The sequence below is a fragment of the Candidatus Electrothrix sp. genome (genome assembly GCF_052785085.1).
Window position 1 is genome coordinate 1 of record NZ_JALAAI010000047.1, and the last position, 26149, is coordinate 26149.

General features: G+C 45.9%; 25 protein-coding genes and 1 riboswitch. Of the genes, 22 read left to right on the forward strand and 3 right to left on the reverse strand.

Annotated features, from left to right (window positions below):
• Positions 1-112 precede the first annotated feature (112 nt).
• The 17 genes from L2082_RS09280 to L2082_RS09360 all read left to right on the forward strand — a co-directional run bounded on the left by L2082_RS09280 (position 113) and on the right by L2082_RS09360 (position 20076).
• Positions 113-709, forward strand: coding sequence for a hypothetical protein (locus tag L2082_RS09280; RefSeq protein WP_446011654.1), 597 nt, complete (start codon positions 113-115; stop codon positions 707-709).
• 457 nt (positions 710-1166) lie between these two features.
• Positions 1167-1577 (forward strand): hypothetical protein, encoded by a 411-nt coding sequence (locus tag L2082_RS09285; protein ID WP_446011655.1) that lies wholly within the window; start codon positions 1167-1169, stop codon positions 1575-1577.
• 27 nt (positions 1578-1604) lie between these two features.
• Positions 1605-3455 carry a cation:proton antiporter gene (locus tag L2082_RS09290; RefSeq protein ID WP_446011656.1) on the forward strand — a complete coding sequence of 617 codons (1851 nt, stop codon included), beginning with the start codon at positions 1605-1607 and terminating at the stop codon, positions 3453-3455.
• Between the two features lie 31 nt (positions 3456-3486).
• Positions 3487-4881, forward strand: coding sequence for a UDP-N-acetylmuramoyl-L-alanine--D-glutamate ligase (gene murD, locus L2082_RS09295; RefSeq protein WP_446011657.1), 1395 nt, complete (start codon positions 3487-3489; stop codon positions 4879-4881).
• Positions 4878-5873: a hypothetical protein gene (locus L2082_RS09300; RefSeq protein WP_446011658.1), complete on the forward strand. Its 996-nt coding sequence runs from the start codon at positions 4878-4880 to the stop codon at positions 5871-5873. The genes murD and L2082_RS09300 overlap by 4 nt, the downstream gene beginning before the upstream one ends.
• A 321-nt stretch (positions 5874-6194) precedes the next feature.
• Complete coding sequence (locus L2082_RS09305; protein ID WP_446011659.1) at positions 6195-6638, forward strand: DUF3465 domain-containing protein; 444 nt, start codon at positions 6195-6197, stop codon at positions 6636-6638.
• A gap of 115 nt (positions 6639-6753) precedes the next feature.
• Positions 6754-7851, forward strand: coding sequence for an AAA family ATPase (locus L2082_RS09310; protein ID WP_446011660.1), 1098 nt, complete (start codon positions 6754-6756; stop codon positions 7849-7851).
• On the forward strand, positions 7838-8527 hold the full coding sequence (locus L2082_RS09315) for a DUF4276 family protein (protein ID WP_446011661.1): 690 nt from the start codon (positions 7838-7840) through the stop codon (positions 8525-8527). Before L2082_RS09310 ends, L2082_RS09315 begins: the two co-directional genes overlap by 14 nt.
• A gap of 77 nt (positions 8528-8604) precedes the next feature.
• Positions 8605-9753: a glycoside hydrolase family 5 protein gene (locus tag L2082_RS09320; RefSeq protein ID WP_446010131.1), complete on the forward strand. Its 1149-nt coding sequence runs from the start codon at positions 8605-8607 to the stop codon at positions 9751-9753.
• 9 nt (positions 9754-9762) lie between these two features.
• A complete protein-coding gene (gene murG, locus L2082_RS09325; protein WP_446010130.1) occupies positions 9763-10866 on the forward strand; it encodes an undecaprenyldiphospho-muramoylpentapeptide beta-N-acetylglucosaminyltransferase in 1104 nt (367 codons plus the stop codon).
• A gap of 103 nt (positions 10867-10969) precedes the next feature.
• Positions 10970-12352: a UDP-N-acetylmuramate--L-alanine ligase gene (gene murC, locus L2082_RS09330; protein WP_446010129.1), complete on the forward strand. Its 1383-nt coding sequence runs from the start codon at positions 10970-10972 to the stop codon at positions 12350-12352.
• 27 nt (positions 12353-12379) lie between these two features.
• Complete coding sequence (murB, locus tag L2082_RS09335) at positions 12380-13483, forward strand: UDP-N-acetylmuramate dehydrogenase (RefSeq protein ID WP_446010128.1); 1104 nt, start codon at positions 12380-12382, stop codon at positions 13481-13483.
• 163 nt (positions 13484-13646) lie between these two features.
• The gene (locus tag L2082_RS09340; protein WP_446011662.1) at positions 13647-14582 is read left to right on the forward strand and encodes a cell division protein FtsQ/DivIB; all 936 of its coding nucleotides are present in this window, start codon (positions 13647-13649) and stop codon (positions 14580-14582) included.
• Between the two features lie 12 nt (positions 14583-14594).
• Positions 14595-15884: a cell division protein FtsA gene (ftsA, locus tag L2082_RS09345; protein WP_446010126.1), complete on the forward strand. Its 1290-nt coding sequence runs from the start codon at positions 14595-14597 to the stop codon at positions 15882-15884.
• A gap of 119 nt (positions 15885-16003) precedes the next feature.
• Positions 16004-17227 carry a cell division protein FtsZ gene (gene ftsZ, locus L2082_RS09350; protein ID WP_446011663.1) on the forward strand — a complete coding sequence of 408 codons (1224 nt, stop codon included), beginning with the start codon at positions 16004-16006 and terminating at the stop codon, positions 17225-17227.
• Positions 17228-17398: 171 nt separating this feature from the next.
• Entirely contained in the window at positions 17399-19066 is a 1668-nt protein-coding gene (locus L2082_RS09355) for a radical SAM protein (RefSeq protein WP_446011664.1), read from the forward strand.
• Between the two features lie 23 nt (positions 19067-19089).
• Entirely contained in the window at positions 19090-20076 is a 987-nt protein-coding gene (locus L2082_RS09360; protein WP_446010712.1) for an omptin family outer membrane protease, read from the forward strand.
• Between the two features lie 116 nt (positions 20077-20192).
• Here L2082_RS09360 and ispH read toward each other — a convergent pair whose 3' ends face one another.
• The 3 genes from ispH to L2082_RS09375 are packed head-to-tail and all read right to left on the reverse strand — an operon-like array spanning position 20193 to position 21932.
• On the reverse strand, positions 20193-21110 hold the full coding sequence (gene ispH / locus L2082_RS09365; protein WP_446010713.1) for a 4-hydroxy-3-methylbut-2-enyl diphosphate reductase: 918 nt from the start codon (positions 21108-21110) through the stop codon (positions 20193-20195).
• Positions 21111-21114: 4 nt separating this feature from the next.
• Positions 21115-21654, reverse strand: coding sequence for a hypothetical protein (locus L2082_RS09370; protein WP_446010714.1), 540 nt, complete (start codon positions 21652-21654; stop codon positions 21115-21117).
• Entirely contained in the window at positions 21651-21932 is a 282-nt protein-coding gene (locus tag L2082_RS09375) for an HP0495 family protein (protein WP_446010715.1), read from the reverse strand. Before L2082_RS09375 ends, L2082_RS09370 begins: the two co-directional genes overlap by 4 nt.
• Before the next feature lie 428 nt (positions 21933-22360).
• A riboswitch (cyclic di-GMP riboswitch) is annotated at positions 22361-22443 on the forward strand.
• A 103-nt stretch (positions 22444-22546) separates the two neighbouring features.
• Between L2082_RS09375 and L2082_RS09380 the strand changes: the two genes are divergently transcribed.
• The 5 genes from L2082_RS09380 to L2082_RS09400 all read left to right on the forward strand — a co-directional run bounded on the left by L2082_RS09380 (position 22547) and on the right by L2082_RS09400 (position 26039).
• Positions 22547-22744 (forward strand): hypothetical protein, encoded by a 198-nt coding sequence (locus L2082_RS09380; protein WP_446010716.1) that lies wholly within the window; start codon positions 22547-22549, stop codon positions 22742-22744.
• A gap of 173 nt (positions 22745-22917) precedes the next feature.
• Entirely contained in the window at positions 22918-24198 is a 1281-nt protein-coding gene (locus L2082_RS09385; RefSeq protein ID WP_446011665.1) for an IS91 family transposase, read from the forward strand.
• A 175-nt stretch (positions 24199-24373) separates the two neighbouring features.
• On the forward strand, positions 24374-24694 hold the full coding sequence (locus L2082_RS09390) for a 2-hydroxyacyl-CoA dehydratase (RefSeq protein WP_446011668.1): 321 nt from the start codon (positions 24374-24376) through the stop codon (positions 24692-24694).
• Positions 24695-24748: 54 nt separating this feature from the next.
• Positions 24749-25492, forward strand: a complete 744-nt coding sequence (locus L2082_RS09395) for an acyl-CoA dehydratase activase (RefSeq protein ID WP_446011666.1) — start codon at positions 24749-24751, stop codon at positions 25490-25492.
• A gap of 259 nt (positions 25493-25751) precedes the next feature.
• Positions 25752-26039, forward strand: coding sequence for a hypothetical protein (locus L2082_RS09400; protein WP_446011667.1), 288 nt, complete (start codon positions 25752-25754; stop codon positions 26037-26039).
• Positions 26040-26149 lie beyond the last annotated feature (110 nt).

Consider the following 26149-nt stretch of genomic DNA (forward strand, 5'->3'; position numbering starts at 1 on the left):
TCCGTGAAACATTAAAATTGCTTCCGCAAATTCCAGAAGGTATTTCTATTCAATCCATCGCTAATCAAGTAGCCGTTCTTGGGCGAGTTAATACGCCAGAAGAGGTGCTTTAATGGCGATGGTATTGTATAAATATATAAAGTTCTCATTTTTCATACTAGGCTGGGGATTTCTGACATTATTGGCAATGATCCAATATTGGTATGCCATAGTATTATTTAATGAAGGAATATCAGAGTATTTGTTTGATGATTACCTAATTGATATATCTTCCGCAATATTTTTTTATTTACTATCCAGAATAATATTACCAGACTTTTCATCATGCAGTGTATCAAATGCAATTGATTCTGCAAGGGAGAAGGGAGCTGAAAAGTACGATTTGGATTGTTATTTTTATCGAAACATACTTTTTATGTATGGATTAGCTGCCATTTTAATTTTACTTAGCGATATCAATGATAGATTTTACACAACTTGGCATGAGGATACGGAAATATATAGGTCCTCATTTCGTTTAGGGTTCCTAACAATCGTGTGTATAGGATGGATAGCATCTTTTTTTGAAAAAAAATATCCAAATAAAACTCAAAAAGACTTAACCTATCATCAAAGAAAATTTGTTGGAATAGGTTATATCGTAAACATGTTGATGTGGATTATTTTCTTAATATTTTTTGTAACTTTTATTGTTGCATTTTTTTATTGATTTAATCACTCATTAGCCATGTAGGTCTGCTTGAGTGAAGCGAAAGCGGACAAGGAGAGAACCATCAGAGCATTGACGGCTTTTGTTTGCCGCTTACATCACTCCAAAGTCAATCGGAATTGACCCGATGTCAATTTGAATCAACACGATTCACACTTCAATCACCCCGATTCCAATTTAAATCGATCCATTTTAAACTTAGATCGGGTCAATTTAAACTTCAATCGAGGCGATTTAAATGTAAATCAGGCCAATTTAAGTTTAAATCAGGTTGATTCACACTTCAATCAGGGCAATTTAAATTGAAATCGAACCGATTCAAATGTACATCAGGCCGATTGAAGCGTAAAATATGTTGATTTAAATTTGAATCGGGATGATTTCAGCGCGATTTGCACCGAAAAAGTTGTATAGCAGAGAACGCTTCCACTCATTAACCATTTTAAAATAAAAAGAAATGTCTATAATTCATCTAATCGTCTTCCTGCTGCAATTTTTCCTCTTTGTCCCGCTCTTTTTCATTCTTTTTATCAAGGCCCCCAAAGAGAATAAAAATAAGAAAGTCTTCTTAGTGGTAGCACTCATCTCCATCTGCTACGCGTCTGTTGATGCGTATTTTCACAGATATCTGATCGCCAGTGATTTTTACTATGCTCAGGGGGATTGGAAGAAAAGTGGGGAGATTGCTGAAAAAGGATTTCAGTATGTTGAAGATAAATCTGAGTTCTCTAAGTTTGTTTATGGCCAGTTTAGCCTGTATCGCAAGATGAAACGGGCTGAAGAAAAGGAAGAAACTCCTGAGCAGAATACGCCTGCCAGTAATGAAGAAGCTGCTATGACGCAAGCTACCAGCCCTACACAACTGTAGGAAGAATTTGTTCATTTGAGGTCCACCGTGTCGCACGACATCCTGATACAACTTACCGGAATTTTTATTCTGGGCATTATTGCCCAATGGACAGCATGGAAGCTGCACCTGCCATCTATCCTGTTCCTGCTGATCGCAGGCCTGATCGTTGGGCCTGGTCTTGGTCTGTTACATCCTGACGAGCTCTTTGGCGACCTGCTCTTTCCTATGGTCTCTCTTGCTGTTGCAGTGATTCTCTACGAAGGCGGTATGAATTTGCGCTTTCGGGAGCTGCGTAAGCAAAAAATCCAGGGCGTATTATTCCAGATACTGACTCTTGCCGTGCTGTTTTCCCTGGTGCTCGGCACAGTTGGTGCCCACTATATTATCGGCTTTCCCTGGCCGGTGGCTGCCTTGTTAGCGGCAATCCTTGTGGTGACCGGGCCAACGGTTATCGGGCCTATGTTGCGGCATCTTCGTTTACGCGGTCGAGTCAGTTCGCTCCTGAAATGGGAAGGCATTGTTGTTGACCCCTTGGGCGCAACTCTGGCGGTTTTGGTCTTTACCGTGGTGAGACAAAATAACCTTCGTGATGGTCTGACTGAGGCGCTCATTGATTTTTGGGTTACTTTTGCCGTTGGGGTGTTATTCGGCGTTATTGCTGCTGCGGTGTTGATCGTGGTGCTGCGAAAATTCTGGTTGCCCGATGCGTTACACAATCCCGTATCCCTGATGTTGATGTTTGCCTCATTTGCAGCAGCCAATGTTATGCAGGATGAGGCTGGCCTGCTGGCGGTTACAGTTATGGGGATCACCCTTGCCAATCAGAAGTGGGTTTCCATCCGCCACGTTATTGAGTTTAAGGAAACCCTGACCACCTTGCTGATTTCCTGCCTTTTTGTGGTTCTTGCAGCGCGTCTCCAGCCGGAAGATATCAAGGGGCTTGGTTGGGACAGCTTCCTCTTTGTTGCGTTTATGATTTTGCTGGTGCGCCCGCTTTCTATTTTGGCAGGCACAGTTGGTTCATCATTGCCCTGTCGGGAACGGCTGTTTATGGCCTGGATGGCACCACGCGGTATTGTGGCAGCAGCTGTTGCTTCCGTGTTTGCACTGGAGCTTGCAGCCAAAGGATATCCCCAGGCACTTGAACTTGTTCCAGTCACCTTCCTGATGGTTTTTGCCACCGTGTTGATTTATGGCCTTTCTGCTGTTCCGCTGTCACGAAAATTTGGTCTGTCTCGGGCCAATCCCCAGGGGATTCTTTTTGTCGGTGCCCATAAAGGGGCAAGGGCCATGGCTCAGGCCATCATGAATAAAGGATTTTCTGTTGTGTTGATTGATACGGATCGGGAGAATGTTGCCCTTTCCCGGATGGCGGGTATGCCTGCTATCTATGGAAACGCTTTGGCGAAAAAGACCCGCGAGGAAATTGATTACGGCGGTTTGGGTCGGATGCTCGCGATGACAGCCAATGATGCGGTCAATGCCTTGACCTGCTCCCATTTTCTGGAAGATTTTGGTCGGCAGGAAGTCTATCAGTTGTCCTTTCCGCCTGTGGAGCAGGATAGCCGCCATGAAGTTATTCCGCAGGAACAGCATGGCCGTCTGCTTTTTGGTAAGGGACTGGATTATTTTCGGCTCAACGATGTCTTTGGCAATGATCCGAAAATCAAATTGACTGAGTTGACCAAGGAGTTTGATTATCAGGCCTTCAGGGCCGAGTACGGTGAAACCGCAATTGTATTGTTCGTTCTCAAACCGAATCGTTCCATTGAAGTCTGCACCGTTGATAGTCCGGCAGATCCGGTTGCCGGGGACGTGCTGATCAGTATTATTCAGCAGCCGCAGCAAGGTTTGGTGCCGATGCAGCACTTGGAAGAAGAGCAGGTTGCACTTTGAATCCATTGAATATTATTTTGGTTGCTCAATTATGCTTGAATTGAAGGCAGGCATGAAGGCTGTGGTGGTTGGTCTGGGGAAATCCGGGCTGGCAGCAGTCCGGTATCTACATCAACAGGGGCTGGAAGTTGCGGTTTCTGAGTTCCGGGAGACGGTCCCGGAGGAAGAGCGGGTTGCGCTGGAGCAATGCGGTATAGATTCAGGTACAGGAATGGAGACAGGCGGCCATACAGCTGCCTTTTTTGCCGATGCAGATTTGATCGTGCCCAGTCCTGGTGTGCCAACGGATTTGCCGGTGCTGGCTGCCGCCCGAAATCGAGGCGTACCAGTGGTCGGTGAATTGGCCTTGGCCGCCGGACGCATCCAGGTACCAGTGATTGCAGTGACCGGGTCGAACGGCAAGACCACCGTGACCAGTTTGATCGGTCATCTGCTCTGGAGTTCCGGGAAAAAGGTCTTTGTTGGGGGTAATATCGGCACACCGATTCTGGAATATCTGCTGGAGCCAGGAGATGCTGAAGTCGTGGTGCTGGAGCTGTCCAGTTTTCAACTGGAAGCGGCTGGGGATTTTCGACCAGATATAGGTTTGCTGCTTAATCTTTCCCCAGATCATATTGATCGCCACGGCAGCTTTGAGGAGTACGTTGCTGCTAAGATGCAGCTGTTTGCTCGTCAAGGCAGGGGGGATACAGCGATTATCGGGACGGACGATGTTCTGCTTGCAGCTGCACCACCCACGGCTGGTGAAAAATTATATAGCTTTGGTACTCAACCCGGTTGTCGCGCCAGGGTGGAAGGAACAGCAGTGCGCGTGGAACCGGAGTTTGGCCGGGAAGGTACGGGGGCGTTGTACGAGCTTGCAGAGACGCGGCTGCATTCCAGGGTGAACCTGTATAATGCCGCTGCGGCCATCCTTGCGGTTCAGGCATTTGGTTGCAACGAGCAGGAGATTAAAGCCGGACTGGCCGATTATCAACCACCCAAGCATCGTATGACCCCGGTAGGTGAGATAAACGGAGTTCGCTTTATCAACGATTCCAAGGCTACCAATGTGGGGGCCGTGGTTGCGGCCCTGGCAGGCTTTGGGATGGGTGCTGATAAGGAAGTCGTCCTGATTGCTGGTGGAAGGAATAAAGGGGGTGATTTTGCTGCTTTAGTTCCGGCATTCCGGCAGTATGCCAAACATGTTGTGCTGATTGGTGAGTCTGCGTCGGATCTGGCTGCGGTTGCCGATGAGGCCGGTGTTGGGTATCAGTTTGCCGGAGATATGGAAGAGGCGGTTGCAAGGGCCTTTGCTGCTGCATCGCCCGGCGATACCGTGCTGCTGGCCCCGGCCTGCGCCAGCTTTGATATGTTCAGGAATTATGAGCATCGGGGAGAGGAGTTTGGGCGGTGTGTTGATAGTTTCCAAGGAAAATCCCAATGACATGGTTTCAGGATTTAACCGGCTTTCCTGAGAAAGCCCCGGACCAGGTACGCAGCAATCTCTCGCTTAAGGGTTCAACGTTGACTTCCAAAGCCAATGGACGGGAATTAATCTGTGGCTGCTTGGAAACACCTACTTTGGCTGAATTAAGAAAACGCCTTTCGTCCGTAAAACGTGGAACCCGCAAAATAACAATACGCGAACTTGTCGCTGATACGCAGGTATTGCATGTAGATCCAGCAAACGCGGGAGCATTATTTCAGGTAGCTTCCCAGTTTAATCTACTGGAAATGGTGTCACCAAAGGTTACGCCAGAGCAGGGAGTGGGTATTTATGAAAGGGATTTCACCCAAGGGCCTGCATGTGCTATTGCCGCCGGTGCCGGGACGATTTACCGCAATTATTTTGCGCCAGTAAACGGGAGGATCGGGCAAACAGCGGAGAATCAAATTGACTGCCTTGAGGATATAGGAAAAGCCTTGGGCAATACTGATGGCCGCCTTTGGCAAATGCGCAATGGCTATGCTCTGCCATCACGGGACGGATTGGTTGAAATTTTCAATCGACTTCAGTTGCTTGGTGAGGACGAACGTGATGAACTTCGTAAACTGTTGCGTATCGGGATTCAATGGAATACCCAAGTAACTCTCAATACTTCATCATACTTGGTTTCACAGGCCTATTGTTCTGCATTGCCAGTTGCGTACTCAGCATTTTCTGTTGATTTGTGGCAGCCTTTTGCTCAACTGGTTTTGGAGGCATCTTATGAAGCAACGATTTGTGCTGCAATCCTGAATCGTGAAAGCACGGGAAATAATGATGTGTATCTTACCCTGATCGGTGGCGGAGCATTTGGAAATGAAACTGACTGGATCATTGAGGCCATACAACGGGTACTAACCCTGTACGCAGATTACGCTATCAACGTCATAATGGTGAGCTATGGCCGCTCAAAATCTCATGTTCGCCAGCTTGTGTCGGAATTTTCATGATGATCGACAAGTCTTTTGGCCTTGGTACAGACATCGTAAACATCAAAATGATAATTACTTGATAATGATTTGATTTTATATACGATTAATAGAATTTGGACATTTTGTCTTGTAGCAAGTGTCCAAATTTAGTGATTTTGCTATAATATTAAATTGTTATAAACAATGTCCAGTTTTAGCGTTTACGATGTCTGTGGTATGGTGTTGATCAATATAATTATCGCAGCAAAAAAAAATGAAACATGGCACAGCCCTTAAACCAATTAACTGTTAAATCCTTTGACGAGGATATATCAGGTAAATCTGACATCTCATAACAATATGAAAAAATTATTCTTTATTGGCAGTCTCTTGGTAGCGTTTGGCTTCACAGGATTTACTCCCTTCACCCTGCTCACAAAATCTGGAAATGAAATAACCAACTCAGCTTTAGCAAGTGATCTCTTGTCAGCTGCTTTTAAAAATCACCAAAGCGATGTCCAGGTTCAAGGGAAAGGGCGTGTCGTCAAGATTTTGCCTGATGATACAAAAGGAAGCAAACACCAACGATTTATTTTGAAAATGGCATCCGGGCAGACCGTACTTGTGGCGCATAATATTGACTTGGCTGATCGTGTGGCTGGTTTACGAGTCGGTGATACTGTCGCATTCTACGGTGAGTATGAATGGAACGCCAAGGGCGGTGTTCTGCACAGGACTCACCATGATCCTCATGGTAGGCATATCAATGGTTGGTTGAAACATAAGGGTGTTACGTATCAATAACCGCCATCGGACATCTTTCATTCAGAGTAGGGACGAGAGTATGTATTGCGCCGGAATAAGGTCAAAAGAATGAAAGAGATATGTCATTGAACAACCCATTTATAAGATATGAAACATGGTACAGCCCTTAAATCAATTAACCATTAAAGGCTTTAAGTCGATCCAAAACCTTGAAGACTTTCCCCTTGCAAACCTCAACGTCCTCATTGGCGGCAACGGAGCAGGGAAGAGTAACTTTATTGATTTTTTTCGGATGCTACGGGCCATGATGGAACTGCCTTTGCCCGGTCTTGCCAGCGCAAGCTTGAAGACCTATATCGCAATTGGCGGTGGCAGTGATGATTTTCTATTTAACGGGCCAAAAATAACTGAGCAAATTGAGGTAGAAACCATATTCGGGCATAACGGTTATCGCTTTAAGCTGACTCCTACTGCTGATGAGGCCTTTATTCTCGTTGATGAGGCACAATGCACTGACCGCATCCCTTCTCAATGGAGAGACATGGGAAGCGGTCATGTTAAACCGGAGATCCTGAAAGAGAAGAACAGCGCAGTGTACGAGACCATCTCTTCCTGGCAGATATATCATTTTCATGATACCGGCAAGACCGCTCCAATGCGCCGATTTGAGACGATTTATGATAATAACTATTTAAGATTTGATGCCTCGAATATCGCACCTTTTTTGTTGTATTTGCAGGATGATGAAGAGGTGGTTTATAGTCAAATTGTCGATACGATTCGTTTGGTGGCCCCGTTTTTTGATAATTTTGTTTTGAAGCCGAATAGCAATGAAAAGGTTCGACTTCTTTGGCATCAAAAGGGATCTGATTACCCGTTAAAACCGCACCACCTCTCCGATGGGACGCTTCGGTTTATCTGTTTAACAACAGCCTTATTACAGCCAGATCCCCCGGCAACTATGATTATTGATGAGCCGGAATTAGGACTTCATCCTTATGCAATTGATATTCTTGCCGAACTGATTTTAGCCGCATCTCAAAAAGTACAGCTCATTATCTCAACCCAATCGTCAGCTCTGGTTGATTGCTTTGAGGCAAACGATATCATTACGGTGAATCGGCAGAACGGTGCCTCTGTCTTTTGTAGATTGGACGAGAAAAGTCTGGCAACCTGGCTTGAAGACTATTCTTTGGGCGAGCTTTGGCAGAAGAATATTGTCAGCGGCGGTCCTGATTATGAAGGGAATTGAAATCTATATCGTTGTTGAGGGGCAAACTGAACAGACTTTTGTTCGGGATGTTTTGGCACCAGAGATGGCCTGTGTTGGTCTCTATCTGCATCCTGTACTGATCGGGAAGCCGGGTCATAAAGGCGGTGATATCCGTTTTAGCCGGGCAAAGAAGGATATTGGCAATCTTTTGAAACAGCGTCAGGAAACCTTTGTTTCAACCATGTTTGATTATTTCAGGATTGATGCTGGTTGGCCTGGAAAATCTGAAGCAGATTGCAAAGTTCAGAAAGGGAGAAGGCTAACGGCGGCGGAAAAAGCTGAGATCCTTGAAGACGCGACTCGTAACGAGATTATCCATGTTTTTCCCGAATATAATTCAGAACGACGATTTGTTCCGTATATTGAAATGCATGAGTTTGAGGCCTTACTTTTTAGCGATGTGAATATCCTTGCAGAAAAGTCTGGTGTGAATCCTGACGCATTAACCAATATTATTGAGCAATATAGTCATCCTGAAGAAATAAATGATGATCCGGAAAAATCTCCAAGCAAGCGGTTAGAATTTCTTATTGGAGGATACCGGAAGGTTGCTATGGGTAAGGCTGTTGCAGCGTCTATCGGTATTCCAGACATCCGTCGGCAATGTCCCCATTTTGATCAATGGTTAACTCGGCTTGAAGGTTTGAGGAGATGATGATAAGAGCGGGGAACAGAGTATGCCATACGGAAGATTTGAAAGTATAAATATTTACGTGCAATGGAGGAGGAAAAATGAAAAAAGAGAGATTAAATCAGATTATTATCCTGTTATTTATTGCTGTCACTGCCGTTACAATGGTGACTCCATCACCTCTTCATGCGCGAATGAAATATAAAGGGGTGAATTTAGCTGGAGCCGAATTCGGCGTATGGGACGATAATGTCAATCTTCCAGGAGTCTACGGCACCCATTATATCTATCCAACCTCTGCTGAGGTTGATTATTATATGAGTAAGGGTATGAATACCTTTCGCCTGCCCTTTCGTTGGGAACGGCTCCAGCAAGCCCTGTTGGCTGATTTTGATACTGATGAATTAAACCGTATGGATACCTTTGTTGAATATGCAACGGGAAAAGGTGCTTACGTGATCATTGATCCGCATAATTTTCAGCGTTATTATCCTGACCCCAATGACCATCAGAAGTCCGAACAAGGATTAATTGGCTCAGATGTACCTGATACGGCATTTGCCGATTTTTGGGGTAAACTTGCTGCTCATTACAAGGATAATAGCCGGGTTATTTTTGGCCTGATGAATGAACCCAATACCATGCCCACAGCACAGTTGGTAGATTCAGAGAATGCCGCTATCGCCGCTATCCGTAAGGCCGGGGCAAATAATCTTATTCTCGTGTCTGGTAACCAATGGTCTGGAGCATGGGCTTGGAGTGAGACATGGTATAATGGAGCCAATGCCGAGCATATGCTTAATATTGTCGATTCGGGAAATAATTTTGCCTTTGAAGTGCATCAGTATATGGACGATGATTATTCTGGCGGTTCGTCCATTATCACCGATAATAACCCTATGACAGGCGTGAATCGTCTGACTGACTTTACCAACTGGTTGAAGACGAATAATCGGAAGGGCTTTCTCGGCGAGTTCGCCGTGGCAAATTCCACGATAGGAACGGGAACAGAGAAAGTAGGTGATGAGGTGATAGATAATATGCTCAGCTACATGGAGGAGAACAGTGATGTATGGATCGGCTGGACGTGGTGGGCGGCTGGCCCGTGGTGGGACGACGACTACATGTTTACACTGGAACCGACCAATTTGGGGCTGTCGAATCAAGGTCCAGATCGTGCTGCAATGGCTGTGTTGCAGCAGCATTTAAGGAATTCATCCCTTGCTCCTCTTTTTCTTTTACTCCTGTAAGAAAATTTTATGCGTATAATCATCACCGGCGGCGGAACCGGCGGCCATCTTTTCCCCGGCATTGCCCTGGCAACCGCATTGCAGCAAAAATATTCTGACTGCAAAATACTATTTATTGGCACGCAACGACAGCTTGACCAAAAAGTGCTGACCGGATTTAGTTTTCAACAGGAATCCATCGCCTGCATGGGATTGAAAGGAATGGGGCTGAAGCATCGTATCAAGAGTCTGCTCAGGCTGCCCGTAGCGCTACTGGAATCGTGGAAGATCATAAAGGATTTTCAGCCGGATTTGGTCTTTGGGGTGGGAGGCTATGTTACCGGACCGGTCTTGTTGGCTGCCCGCCTGCGCTCTGTGCCGACCTGTATTCATGAGCAGAATTCCATTCCTGGGTTGGCGAACCGAATGATCTCCCGTTTTGTCAGCAGGATTTTTGTGTCTATTCCTGGAGAATACCCCTTTCCAAAAGGCAAAATCGTGGTTTCCGGGAATCCGGTTCGTCAGGAAATTCTGGCAGCAGCAGAAGGTCGGCAGCAGGAAAGCAATGGCAAGACGAAAGATCGTCCCTTGACCCTGCTCGTCATGGGCGGGAGCCTCGGTGCCCATCGTATCAATATGCTGATGCTTGATGTTGTGACCCAGCTTGATGAGCAGCAAAAAAACGCTGTGCGGTTGATTCATCAGACCGGAACCGCAGATAAAGAAAAGGTAAGAGATGGATATGCATCAGCTGGTGTACGAGCCGAGGTCAGTGCCTTTTTTACAGATATGGCCTCCCTGTATACCCAGGCTGATCTGGTCTTAGCCAGGGCAGGCGCGACCTCCTTGGCTGAAGTTTCTGTAATGGGTCTGCCAGCGGTGCTGATTCCTTATCCTTATGCAGCTGATGACCACCAGGTGCGGAATGCTGAATATTATGTTGCCGGGGGCGGGGCGGTAATGTATCGGGAATCTGAGCTGGATGCAGAAAAACTTGCAAAAATTCTTTCGCAATTATTAGGTGCTATTGATAAGCTGCAACTAATGGCGGATTCCATGAAGAAGATGGGACAGCCTGAGGCCACCAGGCGTATACTGAAGAGCTGTATGGATCTTATTGATAACTTAGGGTAACAGGAAGAATCTGCTGAGGCAGTGTTGGTTCTGCGGCCCGTAGATTGTATGTCGTTAAAAAAGAGATTGAAATATGCAGGGTAACTCTGCTGAGTAGGGTTGGATGTATAAACGAAAAGAACGTAAGCATATCCACTTTGTCGGAATCGGCGGCATAGGTATGTCAGGGATTGCCGAGCTGCTTTTGTATCAGGGCTATAAGGTCAGCGGCTCAGATCTCCGTAAAACAGATATCACCCGACGCCTGGAACTTGCTGGCGGAACCGTCTATGAAGGCCATCAGGCAAGCAGGGTTTCCGGAGCCGATGTTGTGGTGGTTTCAACTGCTGTGGGTGAAGATAACCCGGAGGTCATGGCAGCACGGGATGAGCAGATTCCTGTGATCCAGCGGGCTGAGATGCTTGCCGAGCTGATGCGATTAAAGAAGTTTGGTATTGCAATCGCTGGCAGCCATGGCAAAACCTCTACTTCTTCGTTGGTTGCAGCTATTCTTGAAGAGGCAGGCCTGGACCCCACTGTGGTGGTAGGCGGTAAGGTTGACTGCTTTGGCGGCAGTAATGCCCATCTGGGTGAGGGTGAATTCCTGGTGGCTGAGGCTGATGAGAGCGATGGTTCTTTTCTCAAGCTTTCTCCGGTGATTGAGGTGATCACCAATATTGATCTGGAGCACCTGGACCATTATCGGGATCTGGATCATATAAAAGAAACCTTTCTTGAGTTTATTCAAAAAATACCTTTTTATGGGGTTGCGATTGTTTGTCTTGATGACCATAATCTTGCAACCCTTTTGCCCTGGATTGAACGGAGAAAGATTACCTATGGTTTAACAGAACAGGCTGATCTTCAGGCAACCAAGATCGCGGTGGATGGCTGCATTAACGAATTTATGGTGTCCCACCAGGGCAAAGAGTTGGGAATGATCCGTCGGAACACACCAGGAAGACATACAGTATATAATACCTTGGCTGCGATTGCAGTTGCGCTTGAGCTGGAAATAGAGTTTCCTCTTATTGCCCATGCACTTCAGAAGTTTGAAGGGGTCCAGAGACGATTACAGGTCAAAGGGGAAAAACAGGGGATCCTGGTGATTGACGATTACGGACATCATCCCACAGAAATTCGGGCAACGCTGGACGCTGTCCGTGATGGCTGGCCGGATCGACGCCTTGTTGTAGTTTTTCAACCGCATAGGTATACCCGTACCCAGGGACTTTTTGAAGAGTTTGCAACGGCATTTTATCGGGCCGATGTTTTGATTCTTACCGATATTTATGCTGCCAGCGAGAAACCCATTGAGGGTGTCACAAGTGAGGCCTTGCTTGATGCAATAAAACAGCATGGGCAGCGGCACGCCTTTTATCATGCTGATCTGAAAACACTGCCCCATGGTTTGCTTGATTTTATTATGGAGGGAGATTTGGTGTTGACCCTTGGTGCTGGGAGTGTTGTTCAAATCGGTGAGCAGCTGCTTGAGTTGCTGAATTAACAAGAATTGGTGTTTTGGGGATCATTGATGATCGGTGATAGTAAAAAAAAATATATTAAAAATGAATTGAACTCGGGAGTTTCGTTAAAAAAAAAGAATTCGCTTAAATTTGATGTATCATCAGCTTTTTATGCTGAAGTCGATTCGATAGATAGTTTAAGAAAACTTCTTGGGAACGATGTGGTTCGCGCTAATGATATTTTTGTTCTCGGCGGAGGGACTAATGTTTTGTTTTCCAATGATTATCATGGTGTTGTGATCCAGGTAGGTATCAAGGGAATTGAGAAAATATTTGAAGATGCAGAATATGTACATATCGAAATCGGAGCTGGTGAAGATTGGCCTTCTGTAGTTGAGTATGCTGTTTCAAAAGGGTGGGGAGGAATTGAAAACCTTGCTTTAGTACCAGGTACTGCAGGGGCAGCACCTGTACAAAATATAGCCTGTTACGGGCACAATCTACATGAAACTTTGCTGTTTGTTACTGCTATTAATATTGAAGATGGCTCTAAAAAAAATTTTTCATGTACAGAATGTAATTTTGGGTACAGAACCAGTATTTTTAAAAATGAGTTAAAGTCACAATTTGTAATTGTCAGTATTATTCTTAGGTTGAATAAGAATCCTGTATTAAATACCAGTTATAACTCAAGATATGAATCTGTTGAGAATGAACTTTTTGAATTGGGTGACCCACCGTATACTGTAAAAGATGTCTATCAGGCTATTATAAACATCAGGCAACGCAAACTGCCAGATGTTGAAAAAATAGGGACTGTTGGGAGTGTTTTTAAGAATCCTTTAATTTCTTTCGAGCAATTTGAAAAAATAAGAAGTATTTGTCCAGATATACACTGTTATCCCGAAAGGCAGCTGGATTACTCATCTCATGAGCAGTATAGAAAAGAAAAAGGAAATAAAGTTAAAATACCGGCGGCTTGGCTTATTGAAGAAATGGGTTGGGCTGGTAAAAGAATTGGGGATTGTGGAATTTGGAAAACACAACCCATAAATATTGTTAATTATGGAAATGCAACTCCTGAAGAGTATCTAGGATTCATAGATATTGTTAAAGATGCTGTGTATAATAACTATGGTATCAAGTTGGAAACAGAAGTTGTTGTTGTGTGATTTGGAAGGGGTGGCTCCTGACCTTGATGAAACAGGTACAGGAAAGGTTTTTCAGGAATTTGCTGTTTGGTTGGAACCGGAACTGGATATCATCTAGAGCCTTGTCGGGGTACCTCCTCCCTACGTACTGATCTCAGGAAATGCCAAGGCGGAGTAGAGTTTCGTGGCCCGAAAAAAAATACGATATAGGCGGCAGAGAGCCGGGCGTTCTCCTCTGCTGCGTCAATTTCGTTCTCATTATGTTCGGCCTGCGCAATTACGGATTCGGGTCAATATGGGGCGGTATGAGCAGCCGACCTCGGTTGCTCATAAGCCTGAGTGGAATGTACAACTTATCAGGAAAAGTTTTCTTTTGCTGGGGCTGGTGTTACTTATTATTGCTGCTCTGCATTGGGGATCCCGGACCGTGGAACATTCAGGCTCCTTTGTCGTGCGCCGGGTTGTTGTCCAGGGGAATCGGATGAGCAATGAGGCCCAGATACGAACCCTTGCAGCAGTGCAACACGGAGATCAGCTGTTTTCACTGACGTCAGAAGATGTTGAGGAGCGTGTTCGTCAGCACCCGTGGGTTGACCGGGTGCGTGTTGAGCGTATTTGGCCAGACACTGTAACAATACGGGTCTATGAGCATCGTCCTTTGGCAATGATTAATTTTGAAGGCGGGCAACAGGGCCTTTATTATCTTGGCTATGATGAAACGGTTTTTGCTCCGGTAGAGCCGTTGCAGGATCTTGACTATCCTGTTATTACCGGGGTTCCCCTGGCAGACAAGGAGGGGATAGTATCTGATCTTGATTTACGAGAGGATGAAGTGACAAAAGACGCGCGTGTATTTTTACATGTTGCTGCGCGTGGGCATCCGATTTTACCTTTGCAGTCTATATCTGAGATACATGTGGATACAGAAAAAGGAATTATTGTTTATCTTGTTGAACATCCCTTTCCTATTTATATAGGATATAGATCGGAAGAGCGTCGATATTATCAGCTCGTGAAGCTTTTTGAGCGTTTGTATCGGAAGAAAGAAATAGAGGGGATTAAGGAAATTCGAATGGATTATCATGAAGGCCGTATTCTTGTGGCCAAGTCAGAGCCGTAGGTGATGTGTGCAATGGAAGAGCTGGATATAAAGGTTGCTGCTGAACCGGAAGAAACTGAGCAGGTGCAAGAACCTGAAAGAGTTGAACCGAGCCGTGGAACCGGAGAGTTGGTTGCTGGCCTTGATATTGGGACCACCAAGATATGCGCTGTTATCGGTGAGGTCTTTGAAGATGGTTGCGTGAACATCATTGGGGTGGGCACGGCAGCATCGTCAGGGATGAAAAAAGGTGTGGTGGTGAATATTGAAGCCACTGTCAAGGCTATTCGTCAGGCCATTGACAGCGCCTCAGATATGGCTGGATGCGATATCGAAACAGTCTATGTCGGTATTGCCGGAACTCATATTAAGGGATTTAATTCACCTGGAATTATTGCGATTAATAATCAGCAGATCAGGCAGAAAGAAATTCAGGCTGTTATCCACGCAGCCCAGACCGTTAAGATCTCAGATAATCAGCAGATTATTCATGTTCTTCCACAGGAATACATGGTTGATGATCATACCGGAATCCAGAATCCTTTGGGAATGACCGGGGTTCGGTTGGCCACTAATGTCCATATCGTGACCGCTGATGTAACCTCACTTCATAACCTGTTTACGAGTTGTACTCGGGCTGGATTAAATGTAGCAGAGGTGGTTCTGGAGTCTGTGGCCTCTTCCCGTGCTGTGTTGACTCCTGATGAAATGGAGTTGGGCGTGGCCTTATTGGATATCGGTGGTGGCACCACAGATCTTGCTGTTTTTTGTAATGGTACTATTAAATATACCTGGGAATTGGCTTTGGGAGGTAATAATCTGACCAATGATCTTTCTGTGGGCTTACGTACTCCCTTGCAGGAAGCAGAGATGTTGAAGTATAAATATGGGGGAGCTGTTTCTTCTTTGGTAAAGGAGAATCACATCATTGAGGTGCCTACAGTGGGTGACCGTAAGGCTCGTAAAGTCTCGCAGCGGGTTATGGTTGAAATCCTGGAAGCCCGCATTGAAGAGATTCTCCAGGTGGTGAATAAAAAAATCTGTAGTTCTGGTTATAGAAACCGGATTAATGCAGGTATGGTCATCACCGGTGGTACGGCTCTTTTGGCTAATGTGGTGGACATGGCTGAGCAGGTTTTTGACATGCCAGTTCGGATCAGCTTCCCGCAAGGTGTTGGAGGACGTGTCGAAGATGTAGAATCACCACGTTGTACCACAGCGGTCGGCCTTGTCTTATATGGCTGTAATGATAAGGATATTGTTCCTGATGAACATGAAGGCCTTATGAGCAGGATGAGAACTTTTTTGAAAAATATTATTTAGTACTGGAAAAGATTCTATGACAGCTTTATAGTGAAACTGTAAAAAAAAAGAATCTTTCAATTGTACCATAAGTTAATTATTTGATTTGCTACGGGAGCAAAGTGCTTGAGGGGGAAAGCATGTCATATAGAATGGCAGAAGAAGAGTCAGTAGCGACTATCAAGGTGATCGGAGTCGGTGGCGGTGGGGGTAATGCCATCAACACTATGGTTGATAATCGGCTTACCGGCGTCCAGTTTATTGCCACTAATACAGATATGCAGGCTCTGGAGAATTCAAAGGCAGATATTCGTATTCAACTGGGACCTAATATTACCAAAGGCATGGGGGCAGGAGCTGACCCGGCCATGGGGCGCGACGCAGCTCAGGAAAGTATTGATGACTTGACCAACGCTATATCAGATGCTGATATGGTTTTTATCACCGCTGGGTTGGGTGGCGGCACTGGTACCGGTGCTGCACCGATTATTGCCGGGCTCAGTAAAGAGCAGGGTGCTCTGACGGTTTCTGTTGTCACTAAGCCTTTTTATTTTGAAGCCAAAAAAAGGATGCATAATGCCGAGGCTGGTTGGGAAGAGTTAAAAAAGAATTCTGACACCATTATAACGGTGCCCAATGATCGCCTGCTCGGCCTGATGCAAAAGAATTCCACCTTGGTTGATATGATGAAAATGGTGGATGATGTCCTGCTTCAAGCTGTGAAGGGTATTACCGATCTTATCAACCTGCCTGGTCATATTAATGTGGATTTTGCTGACCTGAAGACGGTTATGAAAGAGGTTGGTCCGGCCATCATGGGATCTGGTTCAGCTTCTGGAGAAAATCGTGCCAGCGAGGCAGCCAAGCGGGCCATTGATAATCAGTTGCTGGAAGATGTGGGGATTGATGGTGCCTTGGGTATTCTGATTAATATCTCTGCAACCAGCTCACTGACAATGGGTGAATTCATGGAAGCCTCTGCGCTTATTCAGGAAAAAGCCCATGAAGATGCTAACATCATCATTGGTGCCCTGTTTGATGAGAACATGGGGGATGAATTACGCGTGACCGTTATTGCCACAGGTATTGCTAATTTTGAGGACACAGCTGAGACCATTTCTGAATTTGACGTGGTTGGTCGAGCCAGTGCCGGGAAGAACAAAAAAGTGAAAACTCTCAGTACTGCCAGTGAAAAAGGAGGCCGTGATCTGGATCAAGGGCCGCCGCGTAATCAGCCAACCAGCTTTGCCCGTCCAAATCCGGTTCATAAAGGCTTACGGCCCATGCCCACCCCGATCTTTGATGAGCAAAATGATCTGGCGGAATGGGATGAGCCTGCTTATATCCGTAAAAAAGCAAATTGAAACGGCCTTGTTTTTTTGCGGACGCCAGGGCTGTCATCTGTGCTTCCGTCCAGCGCATGATTTGATGCATGATTTGCCCCATGATCTGTTCGTAGTCCTTTTTCTGTTGTGCATCCCCTCCTGACAACAGAGACCGGAACAGTCCGCAAGAAATGGAAGGGTCACGTACCCGTGGCCCTTCTTTATCCTCAGACCTATTCCCTTGCTGTTTCCAATCTCGGTTATCAGCTCCTTTATCGCCTTCTGAACGCATCAGAAGAGATTGTCTGTGAGCGATTTGTCTATCCGCAACAGCAGGAACCCTTTCGTTCTCTGGAGTCCAATCGACCTCTGGCAGATTTCTCTCTTGTTTTTGGTTCAATCAGTTTTGAGCAAGACTATCCCCGTTTAGCTGCGATGTTGGCTGCTGGCGGTGTTGCACCATATGCTGCCGACAGACCCAATGAAATTGCTGCGGATTCCCCTCTGGTTGTACTGGGTGGTGTTGCTGTTTTTATGAATCCCGAGCCCTTGGCTCTTTTTGCTGATTTAATGGTGATTGGTGAGGCTGAGGCGGTACTCCCACAGCTCTTGCCTGCGCTGGCGGGATTAAATGACAGGCGCAGTTTGGTGGATATTGGTGCATCAATCCCTGGTTGCTATGTCCCCTCAGCCTATAGCTTCAGATATGACAGCCACGGACGGGTACGGGATATTACCGTTACTGAGGGTTTGCCGCAACAGGTCCGCCGAATTGTCCTGGAGCAGAGCAAGGTGGCAGCCCACTCTGAACTCCTTTCTCCAGAGGCTGAACTGGGTATGTTTATGGTTGAATTGGGAAGGGGATGCAGCCGTGGCTGTCGTTTTTGTGCAGCAGGCTATATCTATCGTCCCCCCCGGCTCTGGTCAGCAGATGCGGTGCTTGCTGGCCTGGCTCAGCGTCCACCTGGCGTTCATCGGGTAGGATTACTCGGCATGGAAATGGCAAACCCGGATCTGTTGGATCAACTTGCTGATACCCTCCGCAAGGATGGCTGCTCGCTCTCTTTTTCCTCTTTACGGGCCGACCGTATTTCTCCTCGTTTACTTGAACTCCTTTCTCATTCCGGTTTAAAGTCAGTTGCTATTGCCCCGGATGGTTGTTCGGAGCGATTACGAGGTGTTATTAATAAAGGGTTGTCAGAAGAGGATCTCCTTTCTGCGGCCATTGCCCTTGTAGAGGCTGGTATCTATACCTTGAAACTCTACGTCATGGTGGGGCTTCCCACAGAGACTGAACAGGACCTGGAAGAGTTTGTTGAGCTTGTGCAGAAAATTCGCAAGGCGATTCTGTCCATTGGGCAAAAAAAAGGTCGTCTCTGCGAAATTATCCTTTCGGTAAACTCTTTTGTGCCCAAGCCCTGGACCCCGTTTCAATATCTGTCCTTTGGTGGCCTGGAAAAGAACCGAGCTATGCAGGACAGGGACTGTACAGCAGCAGTACTTCATCTGAAAAAGAAGATTAAATATTTGAAAAAATCTTTTGCCCGAATGGATAATCTGCACCTCAAGGTTGATCGACCGGATAAGGTGCTTACTCAGGCTGTTTTTTCACGGGCAGATCGCCGTATTGCACCAGCCTTGTTGGATATTGGCATGGGAAAATATTCTTTGAAACAGGCGATGAAGAGGCATAAACTTTCCTCCTGGCAGTATGCGGTCCGACCAAGGGAGGAAGATGAACTCTTTTGTTGGCAGGTGGTTGATCACGGTATTCAAGCCGGATATCTTGTCAAAGAGTTAGAGCATTCTTTGATCGGTCAGGGTACCAGGCCCTGTGATACGAACTCCTGTCGTCGTTGTGGTGTTTGCAGGGAGTAAAAAAGAAAAGAAAGGAGAAGGCAATGAAACAATCAGGACAAGAACTGAAGGGAAGGACAATACGAGGGTTAGGAGTTGGTCTGGCAGCTGGCTTGATCTCCAGTATGCTGTGCAATCAGGGCCAAGCTAATGCTGCTTCCTTTGATACGTACTCGTCGAGTATGATTGATTTTTCATTGGGGCTGGAAAATATGAGCGGTGATTTGACCTCTTCCATTGGCGGTGAGATCAATCATGCTAATGGGCAGAGTGAAAGTACCTATTTTCCTATTAGTGAACTTGAATGGCCAATGGATATTCTGCTGGCCCGGTTTGATGGTTCTGTCACCGTGAATCCCATGTGGCGCATCAACGGCACTCTGAAAACGGCGGTTGATGATCCTGATGAGGTAATGATTGACCGGGATTGGTTTGCACCAGGTGGCAGTCCAGATATCTATTCAGAAAGTAGTATTTCAGAATTTGAGACCTTAATTCTGGATGTGGATTTTGAGTGGACCTACCTTCGGCAAGGGCCATGCCGTTTATATACCGGTATCGGTTATCTGCACCAGGAGTTTGAGTATGAGGAAAATCTGATCGTGCAGTACTCTCCCTCTGGTATTACAGGGTATGATTATGTGGGGGACGGTTTCATTGGCAGCACCTATGATAATACCTTTTCAATGATTTATTTTCTGCTGGGTGCTGATATTCAGCTCACACCGCAGCTTGATCTTGCAGGAAAATTTTCTGTGGCCCCGCTTGCCTCTTCTGAGGATGAGTTGCATCACCTGTATTATAATAAGGTGTCAACCGGAGATATGGAAGGAACCGCCTATATGATTGAGTTGAGTGGTAAATTTCAGATATCTCCCTGGTGGTTCGTAAAAGCAGGAGTGCAATATACCGATATTTCTGTTGACGGAGATCAGTACCAGGTACTTGCTGGAGTTCCTTTGGGGCAGATTGATCAGGAGGTTGAAAGTGTTCAGTCTTCAGGATACATCACAATGGGATACTCCTTTTAACATACCCTTTATCCTGAAAATATTGCAACAGACTGTAGGGGCGATCCTTGTGATGGCCCTTATTTTTTCAGATACTCCAATGTTTCTTGTCCCTTCCAAGAAGGGAGGGATGGAAGTTATATATTAGGCAGTTGAAAACAGATTGTTTCATCCACCCCGTCCATTTCTTCTACTGCCGACACCTCATATCTATCACGCAGCCATGTGACCAACTCGGTCACAAGGTATTCTGGAGCCGAAGCCCCAGCAGTTATGCCGATACGCTGGATATTTTCCAGCCATGCCTGATCTATTTCTTCTGCATGATCAATAAGAAAAGCCGTGGTCTTGTTTTTTTCCGCAACCTCTCGCAGGCGGTTCGAATTTGAACTGTTTTTTGAGCCAACCACAAGAATGAGATCCACTTGTTCGCTAAGATGTTGGACAGCAGTTTGGCGATTGCTGGTGGCAAAGCAGATATCTATTCGGGAAGGCTCATTAATATCCGGGAATTGTTCACGGAGCGCTGTCAAGAGTTTGGCTGTATCATCAATGCTCAGCGTGGTCTGGGTCACATAGCCTACCCGACTTGGATCATTGACCTGAAGTTCTTGAATTTCTTCTGGTGAGGACACCACATGCACGGAGCCAGAGGCATGGCCGCAGGTACCTTCAACCTCTGGATGCCCCTTGTGACCAATAACCAGCACATCATAACCTATTTTATTTAAGCGGCTGACCCGACGATGAACCTTGGTAACCAAGGGACAGGTTGCGTTAATGGTTTTGAGGCCAAGCTGCTCTGCCTGTTTCTTCGTGCCCTGGGACACTCCGTGGGCACTGAAAATTGTAATTGATCCTTTTGGGATATCTTCAAGCTCCTCGACAAACACAGCACCTTTTTGTTCCAGTTCTTTGATGACATGGGTATTGTGGACGATCTCATGGAGCACGTAGACCGGTGGCTTATAGACCTGTAAGGCCCTATTGACCACGTTAATAGCTCGGTTGACGCCAGCGCAGAAACCACGGGGGCGGGCAAGGATGACTTCCATAGGTTTAGTCCTTAATCTCTGATTGGGCTGTGTGGGTTGAGCTGTTCTGTATGGCCTTGACAAGGCCTGCTTGCTTCCCGAGTTCGCGGACAGAGAGCATAAAAGTGGAAGGCAAAGGGAGGTCCCGTTCTTCGTCTAATACGCCCAATTCCCTGGCAAGAAGGAGGCAGGGGATAGAATGCACTCCTTCCTGATTATCACAGAGGGTCTGCATGCGCAGGCTGTCTGTGATATACGGGATGAGTTCTGCTACCTGACTACTGAGACACCGTAACTCTTCTTCAATAAGCTCACGATGATGGCGGGCAAACTGGTTGACCTGCGGATCAACCGCCTCCGTACCATAGAGATTATTGACAACCGCTCCGGCCAGCAGAATGGTTTCTTCTTCCAGACAGTCGGTATATCGTTGAGAGATGCTTTCTTTCAGACGCTGAAAAAGAATCATCTGCACCGTGGTGATGGCCTCCCGCATGACCGGGATGATTTTTGTGTCAAGAGCCGGCGCAGCCTCTTTGACCGCCTTTTGAGGAGCTGTGTTCATAAAACCATTGTAATAGCAGGGTTGGTTTTAAGAACCTTGTACAAATGGAGTCGCTCTTCTTCATCCTGCACGGTCAATTCCAGGTTAAGACTGATGTATTTTCCTGTTTTCGACCTGCGTGATGCAGAGAGGGAGTAGGGCGCATCGCCCAGTTCCTGGGACAGGGCCGTCTGTATAGCCTGCCGTTCTTGACCAATAATTTTATATTGCCAGACACAGGGATAATCAATTTCCGGTTTGCAGCCTTTGAGCGACTGTTGAGGTTTTTGTTCATTCATGAATAGGTATGCGGAGAAAAACGTATACATTACAGAGGTGGTTCTTTTTCAGCAAAAGAGGGAATGGTTTTGGAGAGCAGTCTTCATGAACGGCTATCCTGCTGAAGTCCTCTCTTTGCTGGTATCGATTCTGTTGGATTTGTGATGTTATCGTATTGCTTGGGAAATAGCAAGGGGATTAGTCCTGGAGGGGATTCATAAACTCGCTTCCTCTTTAACCGTCAGTCCCAGCGCAAACAGGAGCTGTAAAAAACAGTATTGGATATTATTATCAAACAATTGTTTTTACAAAACAAGTTGACATATCCTGCATGATCTATTAACGTGTTGCGCACAGTTCAAAACTGTGACAATGGTCGCTTTCAATGTGATGAGAATTCGGAGAGAGTTTACGTTATTTAAATTATTTAACTTCAGTTTGTAGAAAATCAGAAAAATGCCACAGCCGTTGCGAGGCGGTGTCGGAAAGCTGCGGGTCTTCGTCTTTCATGAAGACAGCCGGGCTACCTGTTTCTATATATCAGATTGATATCTTCGTGTAATCTCTTAGAGATAGGTTTCTTCTTTTTTGGTACATACTGATATTTCTAATATATTTGTGAGCTGGGGAAAGAATGATGCTGAAAGACAAGAAAACGATAATCTATAATCAAGCAGAGATTATCAATGAGGAATTGAACCGAATCGAAAAGTATCTGGCCAAATTCAATAAAACACCGACTGTTGTTTGTGATCCAAACAGAGCTGTCAAAAATTTGGCAGATGCGGTGAGTTCCTCTTCTGACCTGCGAAAGCTCCTCGGACTGTCCTGATTGGAAAGCAGAGCATGGAAAATATGTTTTTATGTAGGTTGGGGTGAGCGTTGCGAACCCCAACATCACCGGCTATCTTGAAAGGATAGGAATTCCCATTTTTTATTCAATAAATCCATAATGATCGTGTAAAATATAGAAAAGAGTTGAAGAGTCGGCAAGAGGAAGGAGAAATGCGCAAGATTGATCAGAACATTTTTCGACGTATTTTCCAGGATCATTGGGAAGGATTTAAAGAAAGCTTTTCTTGTTATGACACTGAGAATTACAACAAAAATGTTGAGAAAATGCTGGGTTGCGGCAGGGAAGAAGGAGGATACAGTGAGTATATGTGTCCGCATTGTGGTTCTGATTTGCGTCGAATTGCTTTTACCTGCAAAGGTTCCTTTTGTCTGTCCTGTGCTCAGAAATATACAGATGACTTTGTCGCTCAAGTCAGTCAAATGCTCCGACCAGGTTTGCGCTATCGTCATATAGTTTTAACGATTCCTGAGCAATTACGACCCTTCTTTTATAAAAACAGGTTTAAAGGGAAATTGTTGTCTGCTTTTATGCGTTGCGGTTATAGCTGCCTGGAGGATGTTTTAAGTTATGTCCTTAGACACAAGGTTAAAATCGGGGCAATAATTGTCGTTCAGACCCATGGCCGTTCCGGTAAATACAACCCACATCTTCATATCATTATGACGAGCGGTGGTATTGATGAAAAAACGGAATCATGGCGTGAGCTGGGATATTTTCGTTATAAAATCATTCATAAAAAATGGCAATATTATCTCCTTAAAATGCTCAGGGAATTTGACCGGAGCGTAGAGATGAAAGCCTTGATCAATGCTTTGTACGAAAAGTACCCCAAAGGTTTTGTTGCCTTTGTCACCAAGGGAGATGTTCCTGAAAAATGTCGTGGTTTGGCAAGATATCTGGCAAAATATGTTGCTTCTCCACCAATAGCTGTTCGTCGAATCATAAGATACACCGGCAAGTATGTGACCTATTGGTATAAGGATCATCAAACCAAGAAGAAGGAAGTGGTTACGGTTGATGTTTATAGGTTTATTGGTCGCATGGTTCAACATATCATGCCCAAAAATTTCCAGCGTGTTCGTTATTACGGCCTGCAAGCAACGAAAACCTTTACCAAATGGTCTGACGCGATCAAAGAAGGCTTGCAAAAGGTCGGGCGTGTGATCAAGGGTGTTTATGAGATAATAAGAGAGAAAACATATCGAGAGCGCTACCAGGAGATGAGCGGTAAGGATCCGTTTATCTGTCGGAATTGTGGTCGCGAAATGATTCTCTGGAAGTTATGGCACCCGGATTATGGTGTCCTTTACGATGAAGAGGAAAGGATGAGATCTGGTACGTATGATAAATGGTGTGATGATGAACATGCAGGAGGACAAGCCGTTCGGCCCGCCACCAGAGGAGTACAACTATCGTTGTTCTCACTGTAATTGTGAAGTTTGGGTGAACGAAGCCATCATTGATTTCGACTTAGGTTTCGCGGAGTTTTAGGGAAGAAGTCAAGAAGGTTATATGCCGCTTCTCGGGTGTCCGGGGTGCAATCAAGAAACTCTGCATTACACCGGAGTAAAAAGTCCGCCCGAAGGGCGTTAAGTTCAGGATCTGATTGACGAGTCAGCCACCGGCATGGATAACATGCTGGCCGCGCTGACAGATCGTTATAAGGAGATTGATTGCTCCTGTTTCACCCCGAATAACGAGCGGATTGATCAGGTGGTAAAAGAATTTCGTGATTCCGGGGCACAAGGCCTTATCCATTATTCCTTGCAGTTCTGCCATACCTATAATATTGAGGAGATTCGGATCCGCGAGGCCTGCGAAAAGGAAGGAGTCCCGTATTTATCTCTGGAAACTGATTATTCACCAGAGGATATGGGGCAGCTTCAGACCCGGATTGAGGCCTTTTTGGAACAGTTGGGTGACTGAGGTAGGGTCACGGCATGCCGTGACCCTACGTGGGAATTCCCAAGGAGAGCATGTATGTACATCGGTGTTGATCTCGGTTCCCGTACCGTGAAGATGGCGGTCTGGGATGGGGAACGTTTGTTGGAGCACCGGATCATCGAGTCCGGCTTTGAGCCCCATCGGCAGGCAGAAAAAATGATTGCCGGTTTTCGGCCAGCTAAGGTGGTGGCAACCGGTTATGGGCGTCATCTTGCAGCGGAACATTTTGCTGACCAGGTCATCACCGAGATCAAGACCCATGCTCTGGGTGTTCGCCATCACCTGCCCGACTGCACCACCATCGTTGATGTGGGCGGGCAGGACTCCAAGGTCATCAGCCTGAATGCGCAGGGGAAGGTGGCTCATTTTCAGATGAATGATAAATGCGCTGCCGGAACCGGGCGGTTTTTAGAGATCATGGCCGCGTCTCTGGCCTATTCGCTGAAGGAGTTCGGGCAAGCTGCCCTTGCTACGGAGCAGGAGGTGCAGATCAACTCCATGTGTACGGTCTTTGCTGAATCCGAGGTGATTTCTCTGAAGAACCGGGGGGTTCCCCGTGAGCAGATTGCTCGGGCCGTGCATAGTTCTGTGGTCACCCGCCTGATCGCCATGCTCTCCCGTATTGGCTATGGTGAGACGGTGGCTTTTTCTGGTGGGGTAGCTAATAATCCCTGTATGGTGCAGATGCTCCAGGAACGGCTGGGTGATACCCAGGTGCAGGTGCCTCAATTCCCGGATATTACCGGGGCCTTTGGAGCGGCACTGGCGGCGGCTGACTGATTTCGGCAATTCTCTTCTGTTTTCCCTTGTTATCCTTCCGAAGTTACACAGGTCTTGTTTTTCTCAGAGTAAGGATTCCCGCCCGTTTCGCATCGTGATACTTATCACGGCAAAATCGTATCGAGTATCACGAAAAGATCGTTATACGTAGTATCCACTGATTTTCTCATATATGGGCTCGAAAGAAGGCTCTCCTTGGTTTAATATACATTTTTTTACACGTCAAATTTCGATATATTAAAGCCCAAAAGGAGCCAAAATGATAGAGCGGACTTTTAGTGAAGCCTTTTCAGAGGAGTGGGTAAAGCAGAATATTAATGCTTCTACAAATGAATTCGTAATACTGCGTAAAATTATTCCCTGGCAAAAAATTATACGCCGGTTAAGCAAATTTTACAGTAACAAAGATGGTCGCTTGGGTAAATCATTACGAGTATTGATCGGCCTTGTTATTGTATCCCGCTTACGAATTCTTGGTGATGAAAAAGTTGTTCAGCAGGTTAAAGAGAATAGATATATTCAATATTTCTCTGATAATTTCACCTGACCTTCAACGGGCTGTTTTTCATAGCTAACCGTGTTATACTCCATGAAAATGCTTTTTAATCATAACATTGGAGGATGCACTTATGTTAACAAACGAACTCAATTGGTTTT